This is a genomic window from Pseudomonas sp. BTN1, from assembly GCF_001907715.1.
Classification (GTDB): Bacteria; Pseudomonadota; Gammaproteobacteria; order Pseudomonadales; family Pseudomonadaceae; genus Aquipseudomonas; species Aquipseudomonas paracarnis.
In genome coordinates, this window is record NZ_MPBM01000045.1 from 128,919 (window position 1) to 144,858 (window position 15,940).

The 15,940-nt window shown below is 60.6% G+C and carries 14 protein-coding genes; 5 read left to right on the top strand and 9 right to left on the bottom strand.

Going from position 1 to position 15,940, the window contains the following annotated elements; genetic code table 11:
- Positions 1-112 precede the first annotated feature (112 nt).
- The 8 genes from pdxJ to lptF form a co-directional block, all read right to left on the bottom strand.
- Positions 113-856 carry a pyridoxine 5'-phosphate synthase gene (gene pdxJ / locus BMH52_RS22595; protein ID WP_069558075.1) on the bottom strand — a complete coding sequence of 248 codons (744 nt, stop codon included), beginning with the start codon at positions 854-856 and terminating at the stop codon, positions 113-115.
- Positions 857-907: 51 nt separating this feature from the next.
- Positions 908-1,594: a DNA repair protein RecO gene (recO, locus tag BMH52_RS22600; protein ID WP_019817662.1), complete on the bottom strand. Its 687-nt coding sequence runs from the start codon at positions 1,592-1,594 to the stop codon at positions 908-910.
- A gap of 154 nt (positions 1,595-1,748) precedes the next feature.
- On the bottom strand, positions 1,749-2,651 hold the full coding sequence (gene era, locus BMH52_RS22605) for a GTPase Era (protein WP_005785147.1): 903 nt from the start codon (positions 2,649-2,651) through the stop codon (positions 1,749-1,751).
- Positions 2,644-3,333, bottom strand: coding sequence for a ribonuclease III (gene rnc / locus BMH52_RS22610; protein WP_003188856.1), 690 nt, complete (start codon positions 3,331-3,333; stop codon positions 2,644-2,646). The genes era and rnc overlap by 8 nt, the downstream gene beginning before the upstream one ends.
- A gap of 144 nt (positions 3,334-3,477) precedes the next feature.
- Positions 3,478-4,332 (bottom strand): signal peptidase I, encoded by an 855-nt coding sequence (gene lepB, locus BMH52_RS22615; protein ID WP_003188855.1) that lies wholly within the window; start codon positions 4,330-4,332, stop codon positions 3,478-3,480.
- Between the two features lie 5 nt (positions 4,333-4,337).
- The gene (gene lepA, locus BMH52_RS22620) at positions 4,338-6,137 is read right to left on the bottom strand and encodes a translation elongation factor 4 (RefSeq protein WP_003188853.1); all 1,800 of its coding nucleotides are present in this window, start codon (positions 6,135-6,137) and stop codon (positions 4,338-4,340) included.
- Between the two features lie 243 nt (positions 6,138-6,380).
- Positions 6,381-7,460 carry an LPS export ABC transporter permease LptG gene (lptG, locus tag BMH52_RS22630; RefSeq protein WP_003188851.1) on the bottom strand — a complete coding sequence of 360 codons (1,080 nt, stop codon included), beginning with the start codon at positions 7,458-7,460 and terminating at the stop codon, positions 6,381-6,383.
- The gene (gene lptF / locus BMH52_RS22635; RefSeq protein WP_003188848.1) at positions 7,453-8,571 is read right to left on the bottom strand and encodes an LPS export ABC transporter permease LptF; all 1,119 of its coding nucleotides are present in this window, start codon (positions 8,569-8,571) and stop codon (positions 7,453-7,455) included. Before lptF ends, lptG begins: the two co-directional genes overlap by 8 nt.
- 284 nt (positions 8,572-8,855) lie before the next feature.
- Between lptF and BMH52_RS22640 the strand changes: the two genes are divergently transcribed.
- The 5 genes from BMH52_RS22640 to rlmF all read left to right on the top strand — a co-directional run bounded on the left by BMH52_RS22640 (position 8,856) and on the right by rlmF (position 15,543).
- Positions 8,856-10,346: a leucyl aminopeptidase gene (locus BMH52_RS22640; protein WP_014717073.1), complete on the top strand. Its 1,491-nt coding sequence runs from the start codon at positions 8,856-8,858 to the stop codon at positions 10,344-10,346.
- 74 nt (positions 10,347-10,420) lie between these two features.
- Complete coding sequence (locus tag BMH52_RS22645) at positions 10,421-10,849, top strand: DNA polymerase III subunit chi (RefSeq protein ID WP_014717072.1); 429 nt, start codon at positions 10,421-10,423, stop codon at positions 10,847-10,849.
- A gap of 7 nt (positions 10,850-10,856) precedes the next feature.
- A complete protein-coding gene (locus BMH52_RS22650; protein ID WP_003188844.1) occupies positions 10,857-11,231 on the top strand; it encodes a hypothetical protein in 375 nt (124 codons plus the stop codon).
- A 210-nt stretch (positions 11,232-11,441) separates the two neighbouring features.
- Positions 11,442-14,288: a valine--tRNA ligase gene (locus BMH52_RS22655; RefSeq protein WP_005785134.1), complete on the top strand. Its 2,847-nt coding sequence runs from the start codon at positions 11,442-11,444 to the stop codon at positions 14,286-14,288.
- A gap of 238 nt (positions 14,289-14,526) precedes the next feature.
- Positions 14,527-15,543, top strand: coding sequence for a 23S rRNA (adenine(1618)-N(6))-methyltransferase RlmF (gene rlmF / locus BMH52_RS22660; protein WP_072434231.1), 1,017 nt, complete (start codon positions 14,527-14,529; stop codon positions 15,541-15,543).
- A gap of 77 nt (positions 15,544-15,620) precedes the next feature.
- Here the strand turns inward: rlmF and BMH52_RS22665 are convergent, their stop codons facing one another.
- The gene (locus BMH52_RS22665) at positions 15,621-15,902 is read right to left on the bottom strand and encodes an HU family DNA-binding protein (protein ID WP_003188840.1); all 282 of its coding nucleotides are present in this window, start codon (positions 15,900-15,902) and stop codon (positions 15,621-15,623) included.
- Between the last annotated feature and the right edge of the window lie 38 nt (positions 15,903-15,940).

Below are 15,940 nucleotides of genomic sequence, written 5' to 3' on the forward strand. Positions count from 1 at the left end.
GCTTGCTCGCGAATGCGGGGTCTCAGTAAATGCATCTTTAACTGACCCACCGCATTCGCGAGCAAGCCAGCTCCCACATTTTGGTCCCCAGTGTTCTTTAGACTGCGTTCACTCAGGCCTTGGCAGCGGCCAGAATCAGGGCTTTCATCTCGGCCACGGCGCCTTTGAAACCGACGAAAAGCGCGTGCGCGACCAGCGCATGGCCGATGTTCAGTTCGTTGATGCCCTTGATCGCAGCCACGGCTTCGACGTTGTGGTAATGCAAGCCATGGCCGGCATTGACGATCAAGCCTTCGTTGAGCCCGCAGTTCACGCCGTCGATGATGCGTTGCAGTTCGTCGGCCACTTCGGTCGGCGTGGTGGCATCGGCATAACGGCCAGTGTGCAGCTCGATCGCCGGGGCGCCGACGCGGCGGGAGGCTTCGATCTGGCGTTCGTCGGCGTCGATAAACAGCGAGACTTCGCTGCCGATCCGCGACAGGCGCTCCACCGCGGCCTTGATCCGCGCTTCCTGGCCGGCGACGTCGAGGCCGCCTTCGGTGGTCAGCTCCTGGCGAGTTTCCGGTACCAGGCAGATATGCGCCGGGCGAATGCGCTCGGCGAACGCCATCATTTCTTCGGTGACGCCCATTTCGAAGTTCATGCGGGTTTGCAGCACGTCCTTGAGCAGCAGCACATCGCGCTCCTGGATGTGACGGCGGTCTTCGCGCAGGTGCACGGTGATGCCGTCGGCGCCCGCTTCTTCGGCGTCCAGCGCGGCCTTGACCGGGTCAGGGTAACGGGTGCCCCGGGCCTGGCGCAGGGTGGCGACATGGTCGATGTTGACGCCAAGAAGAATGCGATTGCTGGTGGTCACGGAAGCGCTCCTGAAAAGGGAAAGAATCGGTGCACAGCATACACGGGGATGTCAGGGCTTTCGAAACAACTCGCGACTGACCAGCGGACGCCCGCCCAGGTGCACGGCCAGGGCCTGGCGCATCAGGCGCTTGGCGGCGGACAGCGCACCGGGAGCGTGCCAGTCGGCTTCACTCATGGCCAGCAGTTCGGTGCCCTGAAACAGGCCGGGCTGCAGCAGGTACACGCGCTCAAGCCCCGCATCGACTTGCAGGCGATACATGCCATCGGCGGCGATGGGCTCTCCGTGCAAGTCGTTGGCCAGTTCGAAGCCGTAGCCAAGGTCGTCGAGCAAACGCCATTCGAAAGCGCGCAGCAGCGGTTCCAGCGGACGGCCTTCAGCGAGGGCCAGCAAGGTGGCAGCGTAGTGATCAAAGACTGCCGGGTGCGGGTCTTCGGCGGGCAGCAGGCGGATCAGCAGCTCATTGAGGTAAAGGCCGCTGAATAACGCATCGCCATTAAGCCAGGCCGAGGTGCCAACGCTTTCCAGGCGGCCGACGTTTTTCAGCTCGCCCTTGCCGCGAAACTCCACGTCCAGCGCCACGAACGGCCGCGCCAAAGTGCCCGCCTTGCCCCGCGCGCTGCGCAATACCGCGCGCAGGCGGCCTTGGGGCGTGAGGAAGTCCACCAGCGCACTGGTTTCGCGGTAGGCGCGGCTGTGCAGGACATAGGCAAGTTGGCTGGGGGGGGAGGCGGACATGAGGCTCTCTCGCAGAACGTGAAACAGCGCCGATCCAATGTGGGAGCGGGCTTGCCCGCGATGGCGGCGTCACAGTCAACATCTCTGCCGAATGTTACATCCTCATCGCGGGCAAGCCCGCTCCCACAAAGTTTTGCAGTGTGTTCGAGGCCCGTTACAGGTCGCCGTAGCCCAGGGAGCGCAACGCACGCTCATCATCGGACCAGCCACCCTTCACCTTCACCCACAGGTTGAGCATGATCTTGGAGTCGAACAGCAACTCCATATCCTTGCGCGCTTCGGTGCCGATGCGCTTGATACGCTCGCCCTTGTCGCCAATGATGATTTTCTTCTGGCCGTCACGTTCGACGAGGATCAGCGCATGAATGTGCAAGGTCTTGCCCTGCTGCTTGAACTCTTCGATTTCGACGGTGATCTGGTACGGCAGCTCGGCGCCCATCTGGCGCATGATTTTCTCGCGTACCAGTTCGGCGGCGAGGAAGCGGCTGCTGCGGTCGGTGATCTGGTCTTCCGGGAAGAAGTGCTCGTTTTCTGGCAGGTAACCGGCGATCACGCGCTCCAGGGCTTCGAGGTTGTGGCCGTGCTGGGCCGAGATCGGCATGATCTGGGCGTTCGGCAGTTGCTCCTGCAACCAGGTCAGGTGCGGCATCAGCTCGGCTTTGTCTTCGATACGGTCGGTCTTGTTCAGCGCGACGATCAACGGGCCGGTCACGTATTGCACACGCTCGAGGACCATCTGGTCTTCGTCGGTCCACTTGGTGCGGTCAACCACGAAGATCACCACGTCGACGTCTTTCAACGCGGCCGAGGCGGTCTTGTTCATGTAGCGGTTCAGGGCTTTCTCGCCGCCTTTGTGCATGCCAGGGGTATCGACATACACCGCTTGCACGTTGCCTTCGGTCTTGATGCCCAGCATGTTGTGGCGGGTGGTCTGGGGCTTGCGCGAGGTGATCGCGAGCTTCTGGCCGAGGATGTGGTTGAGCAGCGTGGACTTGCCCACGTTCGGGCGGCCGACGATGGCAACATAGCCACAGCGTGTTGCGGTTGAATCAGTCATGGCCATTCTCCACGCCCAGGGCAATCAGTGCTGCAGCGGCCGCTACCTGTTCGGCAATACGACGGCTCACACCCTGACCTCGGCTTTTTTCGTTCAATAAAGTGATTTCACATTCCACGAAGAACACCCGGCAATGGGGCTCGCCCTGGATATCCACCACTTCGTAGCGTGGCAGTTCGCAACCGCGGGACTGCAGGTACTCTTGCAGGCGGGTCTTGGGATCCTTGTTGGTGTCTACCAGCGTCAGGCTTTCGATTTCCGAGGCCAGCCAGGCGACAACGCGTTCCTTGGCCGTCTCCATCCCGGCATCGAGGTAGATCGCACCGATCAAGGCTTCCAGGGCATCAGCCAGGATTGACTCGCGACGGAAACCGCCGCTTTTCAACTCACCGGAACCCAGCCGCAGGTACTCGCCCAGGCCAAAGCCTCGAGCCAGCACAGCCAGGGTCTCGCCTTTCACAAGGCGTGCGCGCAGGCGCGACAGCTGGCCTTCTCGCGCTTGGGGGAAGCGCTCGAACAGCGCCTCGCCGGCGGCGAAATTGAGGATAGCGTCACCGAGGAATTCCAGGCGCTCGTTATTGCGCCCTGCAAAGCTGCGGTGTGTGAGGGCAAGGACCATCAATTCCTGGTCCTTGAAGGTGTAGCCGAGCTGACGCTCGAGACGACTTAGAGAAACGGTCACGGTTTATCCATATCTAGTTGATGGCACCGGCGGCCATCGACGATTGACGCAGTGTTCAAATTCAAATCCTGATGGGTACCGGGCATCGGAAAATGTCCAAGCCCCAGAAAAGCATTCGGCGCTGTGTTCACAGCGCCGCTTGTATTACTTGATCAGCCCGACCCGCGAGAAGTTCGGCAGGTGGCTGAGCTTGGGTTCCGGCCAACTCATCCAGACCGCGAAGGCTTTGCCGACAATGTTCTCGTCGGGCACCATGCCCAGCAGGTCCTTGGGAATGTTGGGGTCATCCCAGTAGCGGCTGTCGTTGGAGTTGTCGCGGTTGTCGCCCATCATGAAGTAATGCCCGGCAGGCACTTTCCACTGGCCATCCGGCATCGCGCGGTAGCGGCTCATTTCCTTGCGGATTTGGTGCTCCACCGCGCCGAGTTTTTCCTGGTACAGCTCGGCGCTGCCCAGGGTATTCGGCTCGGCGCCCAGCAGCTTCTCGGCCACCGACTCACCGTTGATGAACAGGCGCTTGTCGCTGGTGTAGCGCACCACGTCGCCCGGCAGGCCGACCACACGTTTGATGTAGTTGACGTTAGGGTCGCTTGGGTAGCGGAACACCATCACATCACCGCGCTGCGGGTCACCCACGGGGATGACTTTTTTGTCGATCACCGGTAGGCGAATGCCGTAGGAAAACTTGTTCACCAGGATGAAGTCGCCCACATCCAGGGTCGGTTTCATCGACCCCGAAGGGATCTGGAACGGCTCTACCAGAAACGAGCGCAACACCAGCACGATGAACAACACCGGGAAGAACGACTTGCCGTACTCAACCAGCAAGGGCTCTTTGTTCAGCTTCTCGACCACCACCGCATCGGGCTGGCTGACGCTGCCCTGATAGGAAGCAATGGCCGCCCGACGACGCGGGGCGAAGAACACCAGATCGAGCAACGCCAGGAGACCACAGACGGCAACGGCAATGACCAGCAACAGCGGGAAATTTAGTGACATAGGACCTAACTATCCAACCTGAGCACCGCAAGGAAGGCTTCTTGTGGAACTTCCACGTTGCCTACTTGCTTCATGCGTTTTTTACCGGCCTTTTGCTTCTCAAGCAGTTTGCGCTTACGGCTTACGTCACCGCCGTAGCATTTGGCCAGTACGTTCTTTCTGAGAGCCTTGACGGAGGTCCGTGCAATGATCTGCCCGCCGATGGCGGCCTGGATCGCGACGTCGAACATCTGGCGCGGAATCAGTTCTTTCATCTTCTCGGTCAGTTGGCGACCTTTGTAATGCGCGTTGTCCTTGTGCACGATCAGTGCCAGGGCATCTACCTTGTCGCCGTTGATCAGCACATCCAGTTTCACCAGATTAGCCGATTGGTAACGATCGAAATGGTAGTCCAGCGAAGCATAGCCGCGACTGGTGGACTTGAGACGGTCGAAGAAGTCCAGGACCACTTCGTTCATCGGCATATCGTAGGTCACTTGTACCTGAGTACCGAGGAACAGCATGTCGCGCTGCACGCCACGCTTTTCGATACACAGTGTAATGACGTTGCCCAAGTGTTCCTGCGGTACCAGGATATTGGCCCGCACGATCGGCTCGCGCATGTCTTCGATGGCCGACAGGTCCGGAAGCTTGGAGGGGTTGTCGACGTAAATCGTTTCACCGGTTTTGAGCAGCAACTCAAAAATAACGGTTGGCGCGGTGGTGATCAGGTCCAGGTCGTACTCGCGCTCAAGGCGCTCCTGGATGATCTCCATGTGCAGCATGCCCAGGAACCCGCAACGGAAGCCGAAGCCCAGGGCGTCGGAGCTTTCCGGGGTGTACTGCAACGACGAGTCGTTGAGGGTCAGTTTTTGCAGGGCTTCGCGGAAATCTTCGAAGTCATCGGAGCTGACCGGGAACAGGCCGGCGTAGACCTGTGGCTGGATGCGCTTGAAGCCGGGCAGCACGTCGACGTCTGGCGTGGAGCTCAAGGTCAGGGTGTCACCCACTGGCGCACCATGAATGTCCTTGATGCCTGCGATGATGAAGCCTACTTCACCGGCTTTCAGATCAACGGTAGCGGTGTGCTTGGGGTTGAATACACCGACGCTGTCCACCAGGTGGATCTTGCCGGTGGACTTGACCAGGATCTTGTCGCCCTTCTTCACACGGCCATGGCGCACGCGCACCAGGGACACAACGCCCAGGTAGTTGTCGAACCAGGAGTCGATGATCAACGCTTGCAGCGGATCTTCGTAGTTGCCGGTCGGCGCGGGAATGGTGTGCACCAGGCGTTCGAGCACTTCGTCGACACCCAGGCCGGTCTTGGCGCTGCAGGTGACGGCGTCGGTGGCATCGATGCCGATGATCTTCTCGATCTCTTCCTTGACGCGCTCAGGCTCGGCCTGGGGCAGGTCGATCTTGTTGAGCACGGGCATGACTTCCAGGCCCTGCTCGATCGCGGTGTAGCAGTTGGCAACCGACTGCGCCTCGACGCCCTGGCCGGCATCGACCACCAGCAACGCACCTTCACAGGCCGCCAGCGAACGGCTGACTTCATAGGTGAAGTCAACGTGGCCTGGGGTATCAATGAAGTTCAGCTGGTAAGTGATGCCGTCTTTGGCCTTGTAGTACAGCGTGACGCTGTGGGCCTTGATGGTGATCCCGCGCTCGCGTTCGAGGTCCATGGAATCCAGTACCTGGGCTTCCATTTCACGCTCGGCAAGGCCGCCGCACATCTGGATAAATCGATCGGCCAGCGTCGACTTGCCATGGTCAATGTGGGCGATGATGGAGAAATTGCGGATATGACTCAAATCACTCACGGATCAACACTCAAAAAGGCTGCAGGCAGATTGCCCGCTGAAAAATAGCCGGGAATTGTACCTGATGCTCAGGCCAGACGTCATCTTTGCTGACCAATACAAAAAAGCCCCATCTTAATGGGGCTTAAAATTGTAGGAGCGAGCTTGCTCGCGAAGATCGTCAACGATAACGCGCTTATCCGGGATAAACGCGGCGTTTCGCAGATTTTCGCGAGCAAGCTCGCTCCTACAGTTAGCGCGGCTTCAACCCGCCCGGCGCAGCAGCCAGAACCCAGCCACGGCACAGATGGCCGTAGGCACCAGCACCGCAAACAGCGGCGAGAAGCCGAATACCAGGCTCGACGGCCCAAGCAAATCCTGGGCGATGCGGAAGGTGAAGCCCACCAGCACGCCGGTAAATACCCGTTGGCCCAGGGTCACGGAGCGTAATGGCCCGAAAATGAAGGAAATCGCCATCAACACCAAGGCGGCGGTAACCACCGGCTGCAAGACTTTCACCCAGAACGCCAGCCAGTAGCGGCCATTGTTCAAACCCTGTTCCTTGAGGTAGTGGATATAGCTCCACAAACCGGAGATCGGCAGGGCTTCCGGCACCATGACCACGGTGTTGAGCAATTCCGGCTTGAGGGCGATATCCCACTGTTCGGTCGGCACGTTGACCACTTCGGTGCTGGACTGGGTGCCCTGGCCCACGTTACGGAAGTGCGTGGTGGTGACGTCGCTCAGTTGCCATTGCTCGCCACTGTACTGCGCGCGCTTGGCGAAGCTGGACGACAGCATGTGCCGTTCTTTGTCGAAGGTGTAGCGGGTCACCCCGATCAACAGGCCACCCGGCTGCACGGCATTGATGTGGATGAACTCGTCACCTTGGCGGTGCCACAGGCCATGCTTGGCGCTTTGCGCATCGCCCGAACCCTGGGCCAGGGCGCGATTGGCCTGGGCGGTGGCTTCGGCCGGTGGCGCGACGTACTCACCGATCAGCACGCTGCACGCCATCAGCAGCAGCATCGGCTTCATCACCGCCCAGACGATACGGCCGATAGACACCCCGGCGGCGCGCATGATGGTCAGCTCGCTGTTGCTGGCCAGGGTACCCAGGCCGATCAGGCAACCAATCAGCGCGGCCATTGGCATCATGTCGTAGAGACGACGCGGCGCGGTCAGTGCGACGTAGCTCAGCACGTCCGTGACTGTGTAAGTGTCAGTAACGTTGCCCACTTCATCAATGAAGGCGAACAACAAGGCCAGGCCGAGGATGATGCCCAGTACCGCGAGGATGGCGATCAGTACGCTAATGCCGATGTAGCGATCAAGCTTAGCCACGGGCCAACTCCTTCAGGCCACGACGGCTCTTCATTTTCAAACGGATAGGTTCCCAGTAGAGCAGCCCCAGGCCGATCATCAGGAAAACCCCGTGCACCCACCACAGGCCCAGCGCTGGCGGCAACTTGCCCTTTTCCAGGGAACCACGGGCAGAAATCAGGATGGTCAGGTAGGCCATATACAGCAGGATCGCCGGCAGCAACTTGAGGAAACGCCCTTGGCGCGGGTTGACGCGCGACAGCGGCACGGCCATCAAGGTCACGATAAACACCAGCAGCGGCAGGGACAGGCGCCATTGCAACTCGGCGATGGAGCGCAACTCCGGGCTGCCGAACAGCGATGAGGTGGGCAGTGCGTCGCGGTCGGTGACCTCGTCACTGATCTCGGCCTTGGGCAGCATGACGCCGTAGGTGTCGTACTTGATCGCCCGATAATCCGCCAGGCCAGGGCTGCCGTCGTAGCGGTAGCCGTTTTCCAGGATCAGGTAGCGGTTGCCATCGGGGCGGATTTCCTGGCGACCGCTGTCGGCCACCAAGATGGTAATGCCGCGGTCTTTCTGGTTCTGGCCGAGGTTCTTCTGGGAAATGAACACGCCGCCGAGGTTGGAACGGTCGTCGGTCATGGTTTCGGTGTAGGTCACCCGCGAGCCGTCGCTGAGCGCCTGGAAGCGACCGGGCTCGAGGGTGTCGAACTCCGTCATCGCATCCTGCTTGTTCAGCAGCAACTGGAATTGCATGGCCCCCTGGGGCGCCAGGCTCATGCTCAACCAGGCCACCACCAGAGCAACACCGGCGGCAGGCACCATGGTCATGGCCAGCAGGCGCTGCTGGCTCATGCCGGTGGCCGACAGCACGGTCATCTCGCTTTCCAGGTACAGCCGGCCATAGGCCAGCAATATGCCGAGAAACAGGCCAAGCGGCAGGATCAACTGCAGCATGCCGGGCATCCGGTAGCCCATGATCAGGAACAGTGAGCCCGGATCCAGGGCGCCGGCGGCGGCTTGGGCCAGGAACTTGACGAAACGACCACTCATGATGATGACCAGCAACACCGCACTCACGGCACTCAGGGTCAACAGGACTTCGCGGGACAGATAACGGAAGACAATCAAACCAGACACTCCAGGGTTGTCAGGCTAAGGCGGCCAAACAAGCAAGCATACCGAGTCGACCCGTTTACCACGGGCCGGCTAAAAAGATGGCGCATTATCCTGTGATTGACCGCGCCTGTCACGGAGCTTACTCATGCGCACGCACAAAGCGTGCGCCAAGGGTTGTCAGGCTCCGCTGGCGAGGTTCAAACTGCGGCCTTTGTCGCTGGCGGTTTACAACGCTGCCGAGCTTTAAAGCCGGAGTACAAGCTCCCGGCTCACAGACCTTGATAAGGGACCCGAAAATGGAATTGGTTGTAAAAAGCGTTAGCCCCGAAACGTTGAAAACCGCCACCCTCGTGGTCGCTGTCGGCGAAGGCCGCACACTCGGCGTCGCCGCCAAGCAACTGGACGAACTGAGCGGCGGCGCTATCAGCGCAGTGCTCAAGCGCGGTGACCTGGCCGGCAAGGTCGGCCAGAGCCTGCTGCTGCAGAGCCTGCCCAACCTTAAAGCCGAGCGCGTTTTGCTGGTGGGCGTGGGCAAGGATGCCGAACTGGGCGACCGTCCGTTTCGCAAGATCGTCAGCGGCCTCCTCACCACCCTCAAGGGCCTGGGCGGCAGCGATGCGGTGCTGGCACTCGATGAAATCGTGGTCAAGGGCCGCGACAGCTACGGCAAGACCCGACTGCTGGCTGAGTCGCTGGTGGACGGCGGCTATATTTTCGACCAGTTCAAGAGCCAGAAAGCCGAACCCCGCGCCCTGAAGAAAATCACCCTGCTGACCATCAAGGCTGCCCAGGCTGAAGTCCAGCGCGCCGTCACCCACGCCCAGGCCATCGCCAACGGCATGTCGTTCACTCGCGACCTGGGCAACCTGCCGCCGAACATCTGCCACCCGACGTTCCTGGGCGAACAGGCCAAGGCACTGGGCAAAGAGTTCAAGGGCTTGAAGGTTGAAGTGCTGGACGAGAAGAAGATCAAGGACCTGGGCATGGGCTCGTTCTATGCCGTGGGCCAGGGCAGCGACCAGCCGCCACGCCTGATCGTGATGCAATACAACGGCGGCAAGAAGTCCGAGAAGCCTTACGCCCTGGTAGGTAAAGGCATCACCTTCGATACCGGCGGCATCAGCCTCAAGCCGGGCGCCGGCATGGACGAGATGAAGTACGACATGGGCGGCGCCGCCAGCGTGTTCGGCACCCTGCGTGCCGTGCTGGAACTCAAGCTGCCGATCAACCTGGTGTGCATCCTGGCCTGCGCCGAGAACATGCCGAGCGGCGGCGCGGCTCGCCCGGGCGATATCGTCACCACCATGAGCGGCCAGACCGTAGAGATCCTCAACACCGACGCCGAAGGCCGTCTGGTGCTGTGCGACGCCCTGACCTACGCCGAGCGCTTCAAGCCCCAGGCCGTGATCGACATCGCTACCTTGACCGGTGCCTGCGTAGTTGCCCTGGGCGCCCACACTTCGGGCCTGCTGGGCAACAACGACGAACTGATCGAGCAACTGCTCAGCGCCGGCAAGGCCGCCGACGACCGCGCCTGGCAACTGCCGCTGTTCGATGAGTACCAGGAACAACTCGACAGCCCGTTCGCCGACATCGCCAACATCGGTGGCCCGAAAGCCGGCACCATCACGGCGGCCTGCTTCCTGTCGCGCTTTGCCAAGAACTTCAACTGGGCTCACCTGGACATCGCCGGCACGGCCTGGACCAGCGGCGGCAAGGACAAGGGCGCCACTGGCCGTCCGGTGCCCCTGTTGACCCAATACCTGCTGGATCGCGCCAAGGCTTAAGCGGCCCCTGCGCCCCTCTGTAGGAGCGAGCTTGCTCCTACAGAGGGGCCATCAGGCCAACCCCAGGATTTTCAATGCCCCAAGTCGACTTCTATATATTGCCCAGCGCCGATCCCCTCGCGCGCCTGGACTTTGCCTGCAAACTCACCGAAAAAGCCTGGCGTATGGGCCATCGCATCTACCTGCACTGCAGCGATGCCGCCCAACGTGACGAACTTGATGCCCGTCTGTGGCGCTTCAAGGGCGAAAGCTTCGTGCCCCACGGCCACGCCGAATCCGAACCTGAAAGCCTGGTTGTGCTGGGCTTGGGAGACAACTGCGGCGATCACCATGACTTGCTGGTCAACCTCGACCTGAAAGTACCGGCCTTTGCCCAAGCGTTCGCCCGTGTGGCGGAAGTGGTGGTGGAAGACCCGGCTATTCGTCAGGCCGCGCGGGAGAGTTTCCGTTTCTACCGTGAACAGGGCTATCCTCTGCAAGATCACCGGCTACAACGACTTTGAGTACATGATGGACACTCCAAACCCGCTGAAAAAAGACGACCACCTGCTGGATGACCTGGAGTCGATCCGTCAGTTGCTGGGTGATGACAACCTGCAACCGCCGCTGCTGACCGAGACGGCCGATGGCGAGGTACAGATCCCGCTGCTGTTCGACATGGTCGGCGGCAAGCCTGCCGCGCCGGCACCTGTGGTTGCTGAACCCGCCCCAGCCGCCGAAAAAGCCCCCGATGCCCTGCTGCTGCACCTGGACAACGAACTGCGCGCCGCCGCGCAATTGATCATGCAGGATGTGATCGACGACTTTGCGCCGCATATCGAAGCCGAGATCAAGCGTCGGATGGATGCGCGGATGGAGCGGTTGCTCAGCCAATACCAGAACTGAAAGTCCCCCCCATCCTTGTGGGAGCTGGCTTGCCTGCGATGGCGGCGCTTCAGTCGCCGAAGATGCTGACTGAAACACCGCCATCGCAGGCAAGCCAGCTCCCACATTAATTCTGCATCGGTCTTAACCGTCTTCGCCTCGCCCTCGCCCCTATCCCCCGTTATACTTGCCGGCTTTCCTGAATAAATGCCAACTAGGGTCCCGCCGCGCATGGATAAGACCTACCAGCCCCACGCTATCGAAACTTCCTGGTACAACACCTGGGAGTCCGAGAACTATTTCGCCCCACAAGGTGCGGGCGACTCGTACACCATCATGATTCCGCCACCGAACGTCACTGGCAGCCTGCACATGGGCCATGGCTTCAACAATGCGATCATGGATGCGTTGATCCGCTTCCGCCGCATGCAGGGTCGCGACACCCTGTGGCAACCGGGCACCGACCACGCCGGCATCGCCACCCAGATGCTGGTGGAACGCCAACTGGAAGCCACCGGCCAGAACCGTCACGACCTGGGTCGCGAGAAATTCCTGGAGAAAGTCTGGGAATGGAAAGACCAGTCCGGCGGCAATATCAGCCGTCAGATCCGTCGCCTGGGTTCGTCCGTAGACTGGAGCCGCGAGCGCTTCACCATGGACGACGGCCTGTCCGAAGCCGTAAAGGAAGCCTTCGTGCGCCTGCACGAAGACGGCCTGATCTACCGCGGCAAGCGCCTGGTCAACTGGGACACCAAGTTGCACACGGCGATTTCCGACCTTGAAGTGGAAAACCACGACGAGAAAGGCTTCCTGTGGAACCTCAAGTACCCGCTGGCCGACGGCGCCAAGACCGCTGAAGGCAATGATTACCTGATCGTCGCCACTACCCGTCCGGAAACCATGCTCGGCGATGCCGCCGTCGCTGTTAACCCGAACGACGAGCGCTACCAGGCGCTGATCGGCAAGTTTGTCGAACTGCCGCTGGTTGGCCGCCGCATCCCGATCATCGCGGATGACTATTGCGACCCTGAGTTCGGCACCGGCTGCGTGAAAATCACCCCGGCCCACGATTTCAACGACTACGAAGTCGGCAAGCGCCACAACCTGCCGCTGCTGAACATCTTCGACAAAAATGCCGCCGTATTGCCGGCCTGCCAGGTGTTCAACCTGGACGGCTCGCTGAACGACAGCATCGACGGCAAGATCCCCGCCGAATACGCAGGTCTGGACCGTTTTGAAGCGCGCAAGCAGATCGTAGCTGCCTTCGACGCCGCCGGTTTGCTGGTCAGCGTCGACGACCACGGCCTGAAAGTGCCGAAGGGCGACCGCTCCGGCACCGTGATCGAGCCGTGGCTGACCGATCAGTGGTACGTGTCCACCAAGCCGCTGGCAGAACCTGCGATTGCCGCCGTGGAAGATGGCCGCATCCAGTTCGTGCCCAAACAGTACGAAAACATGTACTTCTCGTGGATGCGCGACATCCAGGACTGGTGCATCAGCCGTCAGCTGTGGTGGGGCCACCGTATTCCGGCCTGGTATGACGAATCGGGCAAGGTTTATGTAGGCCGCGACGAAGCCGAAGTGCGTGCCAAGCACAACCTCGGCGCCGACATCGCGCTGCAACAGGACAACGACGTACTGGACACCTGGTTCAGTTCGGGCCTGTGGACCTTCTCTACCCTTGGCTGGCCGCAGCAGACCGAGTTCCTGAAGAAATTCCACTCCACCGACGTGCTGGTCACCGGCTTCGACATCATTTTCTTCTGGGTTGCCCGGATGATCATGCTCACCATGCACCTGGTGAAGAACGAAGACGGCACCCCGCAGGTACCGTTCAAGACCGTGTACGTACACGGCCTGGTACGCGACGGCCAGGGCCAGAAGATGTCCAAGTCCAAGGGTAACGTCCTGGACCCGCTGGACATCATCGACGGCATCGACCTGGAAACCCTGGTGCAGAAACGCACCTCGGGCCTGATGCAGCCGAAACTGGCGAAAAAGATCGAGAAGCAGACCCGCGACGAATTCGCCGACGGCATCGCCAGCTACGGCACCGACGCCCTGCGCTTCACCTTCTGCTCGCTGGCCTCCACCGGTCGCGACATCAAGTTCGACATGGGCCGCGTCGAAGGCTATCGCAACTTCTGCAACAAGATCTGGAACGCGGCGCGCTACGTGCTGGACAAAGGCGAAGACTGCGGCCAGAACGGCGAAGCCTATGAGCTGAGCCTGGCGGATCGCTGGATCATCTCGCAGTTGCAGCGCACCGAAGCCGAAGTGACCCGCCAGCTCGACCAGTTCCGTTTCGACCTGGCCGCACAGGCCCTGTACGAGTTCATCTGGAACCAGTATTGCGACTGGTACCTGGAACTGTCCAAGCCGGTGCTGTGGGACGAGAACGCCCCGGTCGAACGCCAGCGCGGCACCCGTCGCACCCTGGTGCGCGTGCTCGAAGTGGCGCTGCGCCTGGCGCATCCGTTCATGCCGTTCATCACCGAAGAAATCTGGCAGCGCCTGGCGCCGCTGGCCGGTATCGAAGGCAAGACCATCATGCTGCAACCTTGGCCGGTGGCCAACGAAGCGCGCATCGATGAGGCCGCCGAAAGCGATATCGAATGGCTCAAGACCCTGATGCTCGGCACACGCAACATCCGCGCCGAGATGAACATCGGGCCGGGCAAGCCGCTGGCCGTGTTCGTCAAGAACGCCAGTGCCGAAGACCAGCGTCGCCTCAGCGAGAACGATGCGCTGCTCAAGAAACTGGCCAAGCTGGAGTCGATCACCGTATTGGCTGCCGATGCCGAAGCACCGTTGTCTGCCACCGCGTTGGTGGGTGATATGGAAGTGCTGGTACCGATGGCCGGCCTGATCGACAAGGGCGCGGAACTTGCCCGCCTCGACAAGGAAATTGCGCGCCTGCAAGGCGAAGTGCAGCGAGTGGGCGGCAAGCTGTCCAACGCGGCGTTCGTCGACAAAGCGCCAGCTGAAGTGATCGAGAAAGAACGCGCCAAGTTGGCCGAGGCTGAACAGGCCTTGGGCAAGCTGGCGGAGCAACACGCGCGGATTTCCAGCCTGTAAGGGGAAACCATGTAGAGAAAGAGGCCTTCGGGCCTCTTTTTTTGTCCAGGAAAACGACACCATTTCCCAATCAAAACCCTATCCCTGTGGGAGCTGGCTTGCCAGCGATAGCATCACCTCAGTCTGCCTGATACACCCAGTCGCCTGCATCGCAGGCAAGCCAGCTCCCACATTTGACCGAGTTGTCCCCGGGAATGTGTGACAATGACCGCCACTTTGAGCCAAACCCAGAATCATCATGACCGCCCCCACTACGCCCAAACCTCCGCGCAAGAAGCCTAAAACCGCCGCCACGGCCAAATCCGTCGCGCCACGCAAAGAGGCCACCCTGCACCCGCGCAACCGCCACACGGGCCGTTACGACTTCCCGGCGCTGATCAAGACCACGCCTGAACTGGCCAAATTCGTGATCATCAACCCCTACGGCAAAGAGAGCATCGACTTCGCCAGCCCGGATGCAGTGCGGGTGTTCAACCGGGCGCTGCTCAAGTCGTTCTATGGCATCCAGCATTGGGATATCCCGGCGGACTACCTGTGCCCGCCAGTGCCGGGGCGTGCTGACTATGTGCATTTCCTCGCCGACCTGCTGGCCAGCGTCAACGACGGCAAAATCCCGCGAGGCTCGATCGTCAAGGTGCTGGACATCGGTATGGGCGCCAACTGCGTGTACCCGCTGATTGGCTATATGGAGTACCGCTGGAACTTCCTGGGCTCGGAGGTCGACCCGACCGCCGTGGCCGCCGCCAAGGCCATCGTGCAGTCCAACGACCTGAGCAAGGTCATCCAGCTGCGCCAGCAACCCAACCCCAAGCAGATCCTGTTGGGCCTGCTGGAGCCGGGTGAGCGCTTTGACCTTACGATGTGCAATCCGCCCTTCCATGCATCCATGGACGAAGCCACCAAAGGCAGCGAGCGTAAATGGCGCGCCTTGGGCAAGGCCGACCCGAAACGCAAGTTGCCGGTGCTTAACTTCGGTGGTCAATCGGCCGAACTGTGGTGTGAAGGTGGCGAAGCGCGGTTTGTGACGCAGTTGATCGCCGAAAGCGCGCACTTTGCGCATAAAGTGCTGTGGTTCAGCACCCTGGTGTCCAAAGCCTCCAACTTGCCGGCGATCGAAACGGCGCTGAAAAAAGCCGGCGTGCTGGAAAGCCAGGTAGTGGAGATGTCCCAGGGGCAGAAGCAGAGCCGCTTTGTGGCCTGGACGTTCCAGACCAAGAACGAGCAGCAGATCTGGCGCCAGCGCTGGGTTCGATAAGCCCGCCACACAATAAAAACGCAGGCAATAAAAAACCGTGCCCGGATCACTCCGAAGCACGGTTTTTTTGCTGCGTCTTACTTGTTAACAGCGTCGGTCAGGCCTTTAGCCACAACCAGCTTGATAACTTTCTTGGCAGCGATTTCGATGGCAGCGCCAGTCGAAGGGTTACGGCCAGTACGGGCAGGACGCTCGGTCACTTTCAGTTTGCCAACGCCTGGCAGAGTGATTTCGCCGCCATTTTCCAGCTGATCAGCAACAACTTGGCTCAGTTGGTCCAGCAGAGCACGCACGGTAGTTTTCGGTGCGTCTACTGCTTCAGCCAGGTCAGCGATCAGTTGGTCTTTAGTAATAGCCATTGTGGTGTTCCTTCCCTATCAAATTCATATGGATTGCA

What these genes read in the sequence shown, in the direction of transcription:
- rlmF (WP_072434231.1), top strand. Translation starts at nt 14,527, where the DNA reads ATGACCGCCCCCACTACGCCCAAACCTCCGCGCAAGAAGCCTAAAACC.
- BMH52_RS22655 (WP_005785134.1), top strand. Translation starts at nt 11,442, where the DNA reads ATGGATAAGACCTACCAGCCCCACGCTATCGAAACTTCCTGGTACAAC.
- era (WP_005785147.1), bottom strand. Translation starts at nt 2,651, where the DNA reads ATGACTGATTCAACCGCAACACGCTGTGGCTATGTTGCCATCGTCGGC.
- BMH52_RS22645 (WP_014717072.1), top strand. Translation starts at nt 10,421, where the DNA reads ATGCCCCAAGTCGACTTCTATATATTGCCCAGCGCCGATCCCCTCGCG.
- recO (WP_019817662.1), bottom strand. Translation starts at nt 1,594, where the DNA reads ATGTCCGCCTCCCCCCCCAGCCAACTTGCCTATGTCCTGCACAGCCGC.
- BMH52_RS22650 (WP_003188844.1), top strand. Translation starts at nt 10,857, where the DNA reads ATGGACACTCCAAACCCGCTGAAAAAAGACGACCACCTGCTGGATGAC.
- BMH52_RS22640 (WP_014717073.1), top strand. Translation starts at nt 8,856, where the DNA reads ATGGAATTGGTTGTAAAAAGCGTTAGCCCCGAAACGTTGAAAACCGCC.
- BMH52_RS22665 (WP_003188840.1), bottom strand. Translation starts at nt 15,902, where the DNA reads ATGGCTATTACTAAAGACCAACTGATCGCTGACCTGGCTGAAGCAGTA.
- lepB (WP_003188855.1), bottom strand. Translation starts at nt 4,332, where the DNA reads ATGTCACTAAATTTCCCGCTGTTGCTGGTCATTGCCGTTGCCGTCTGT.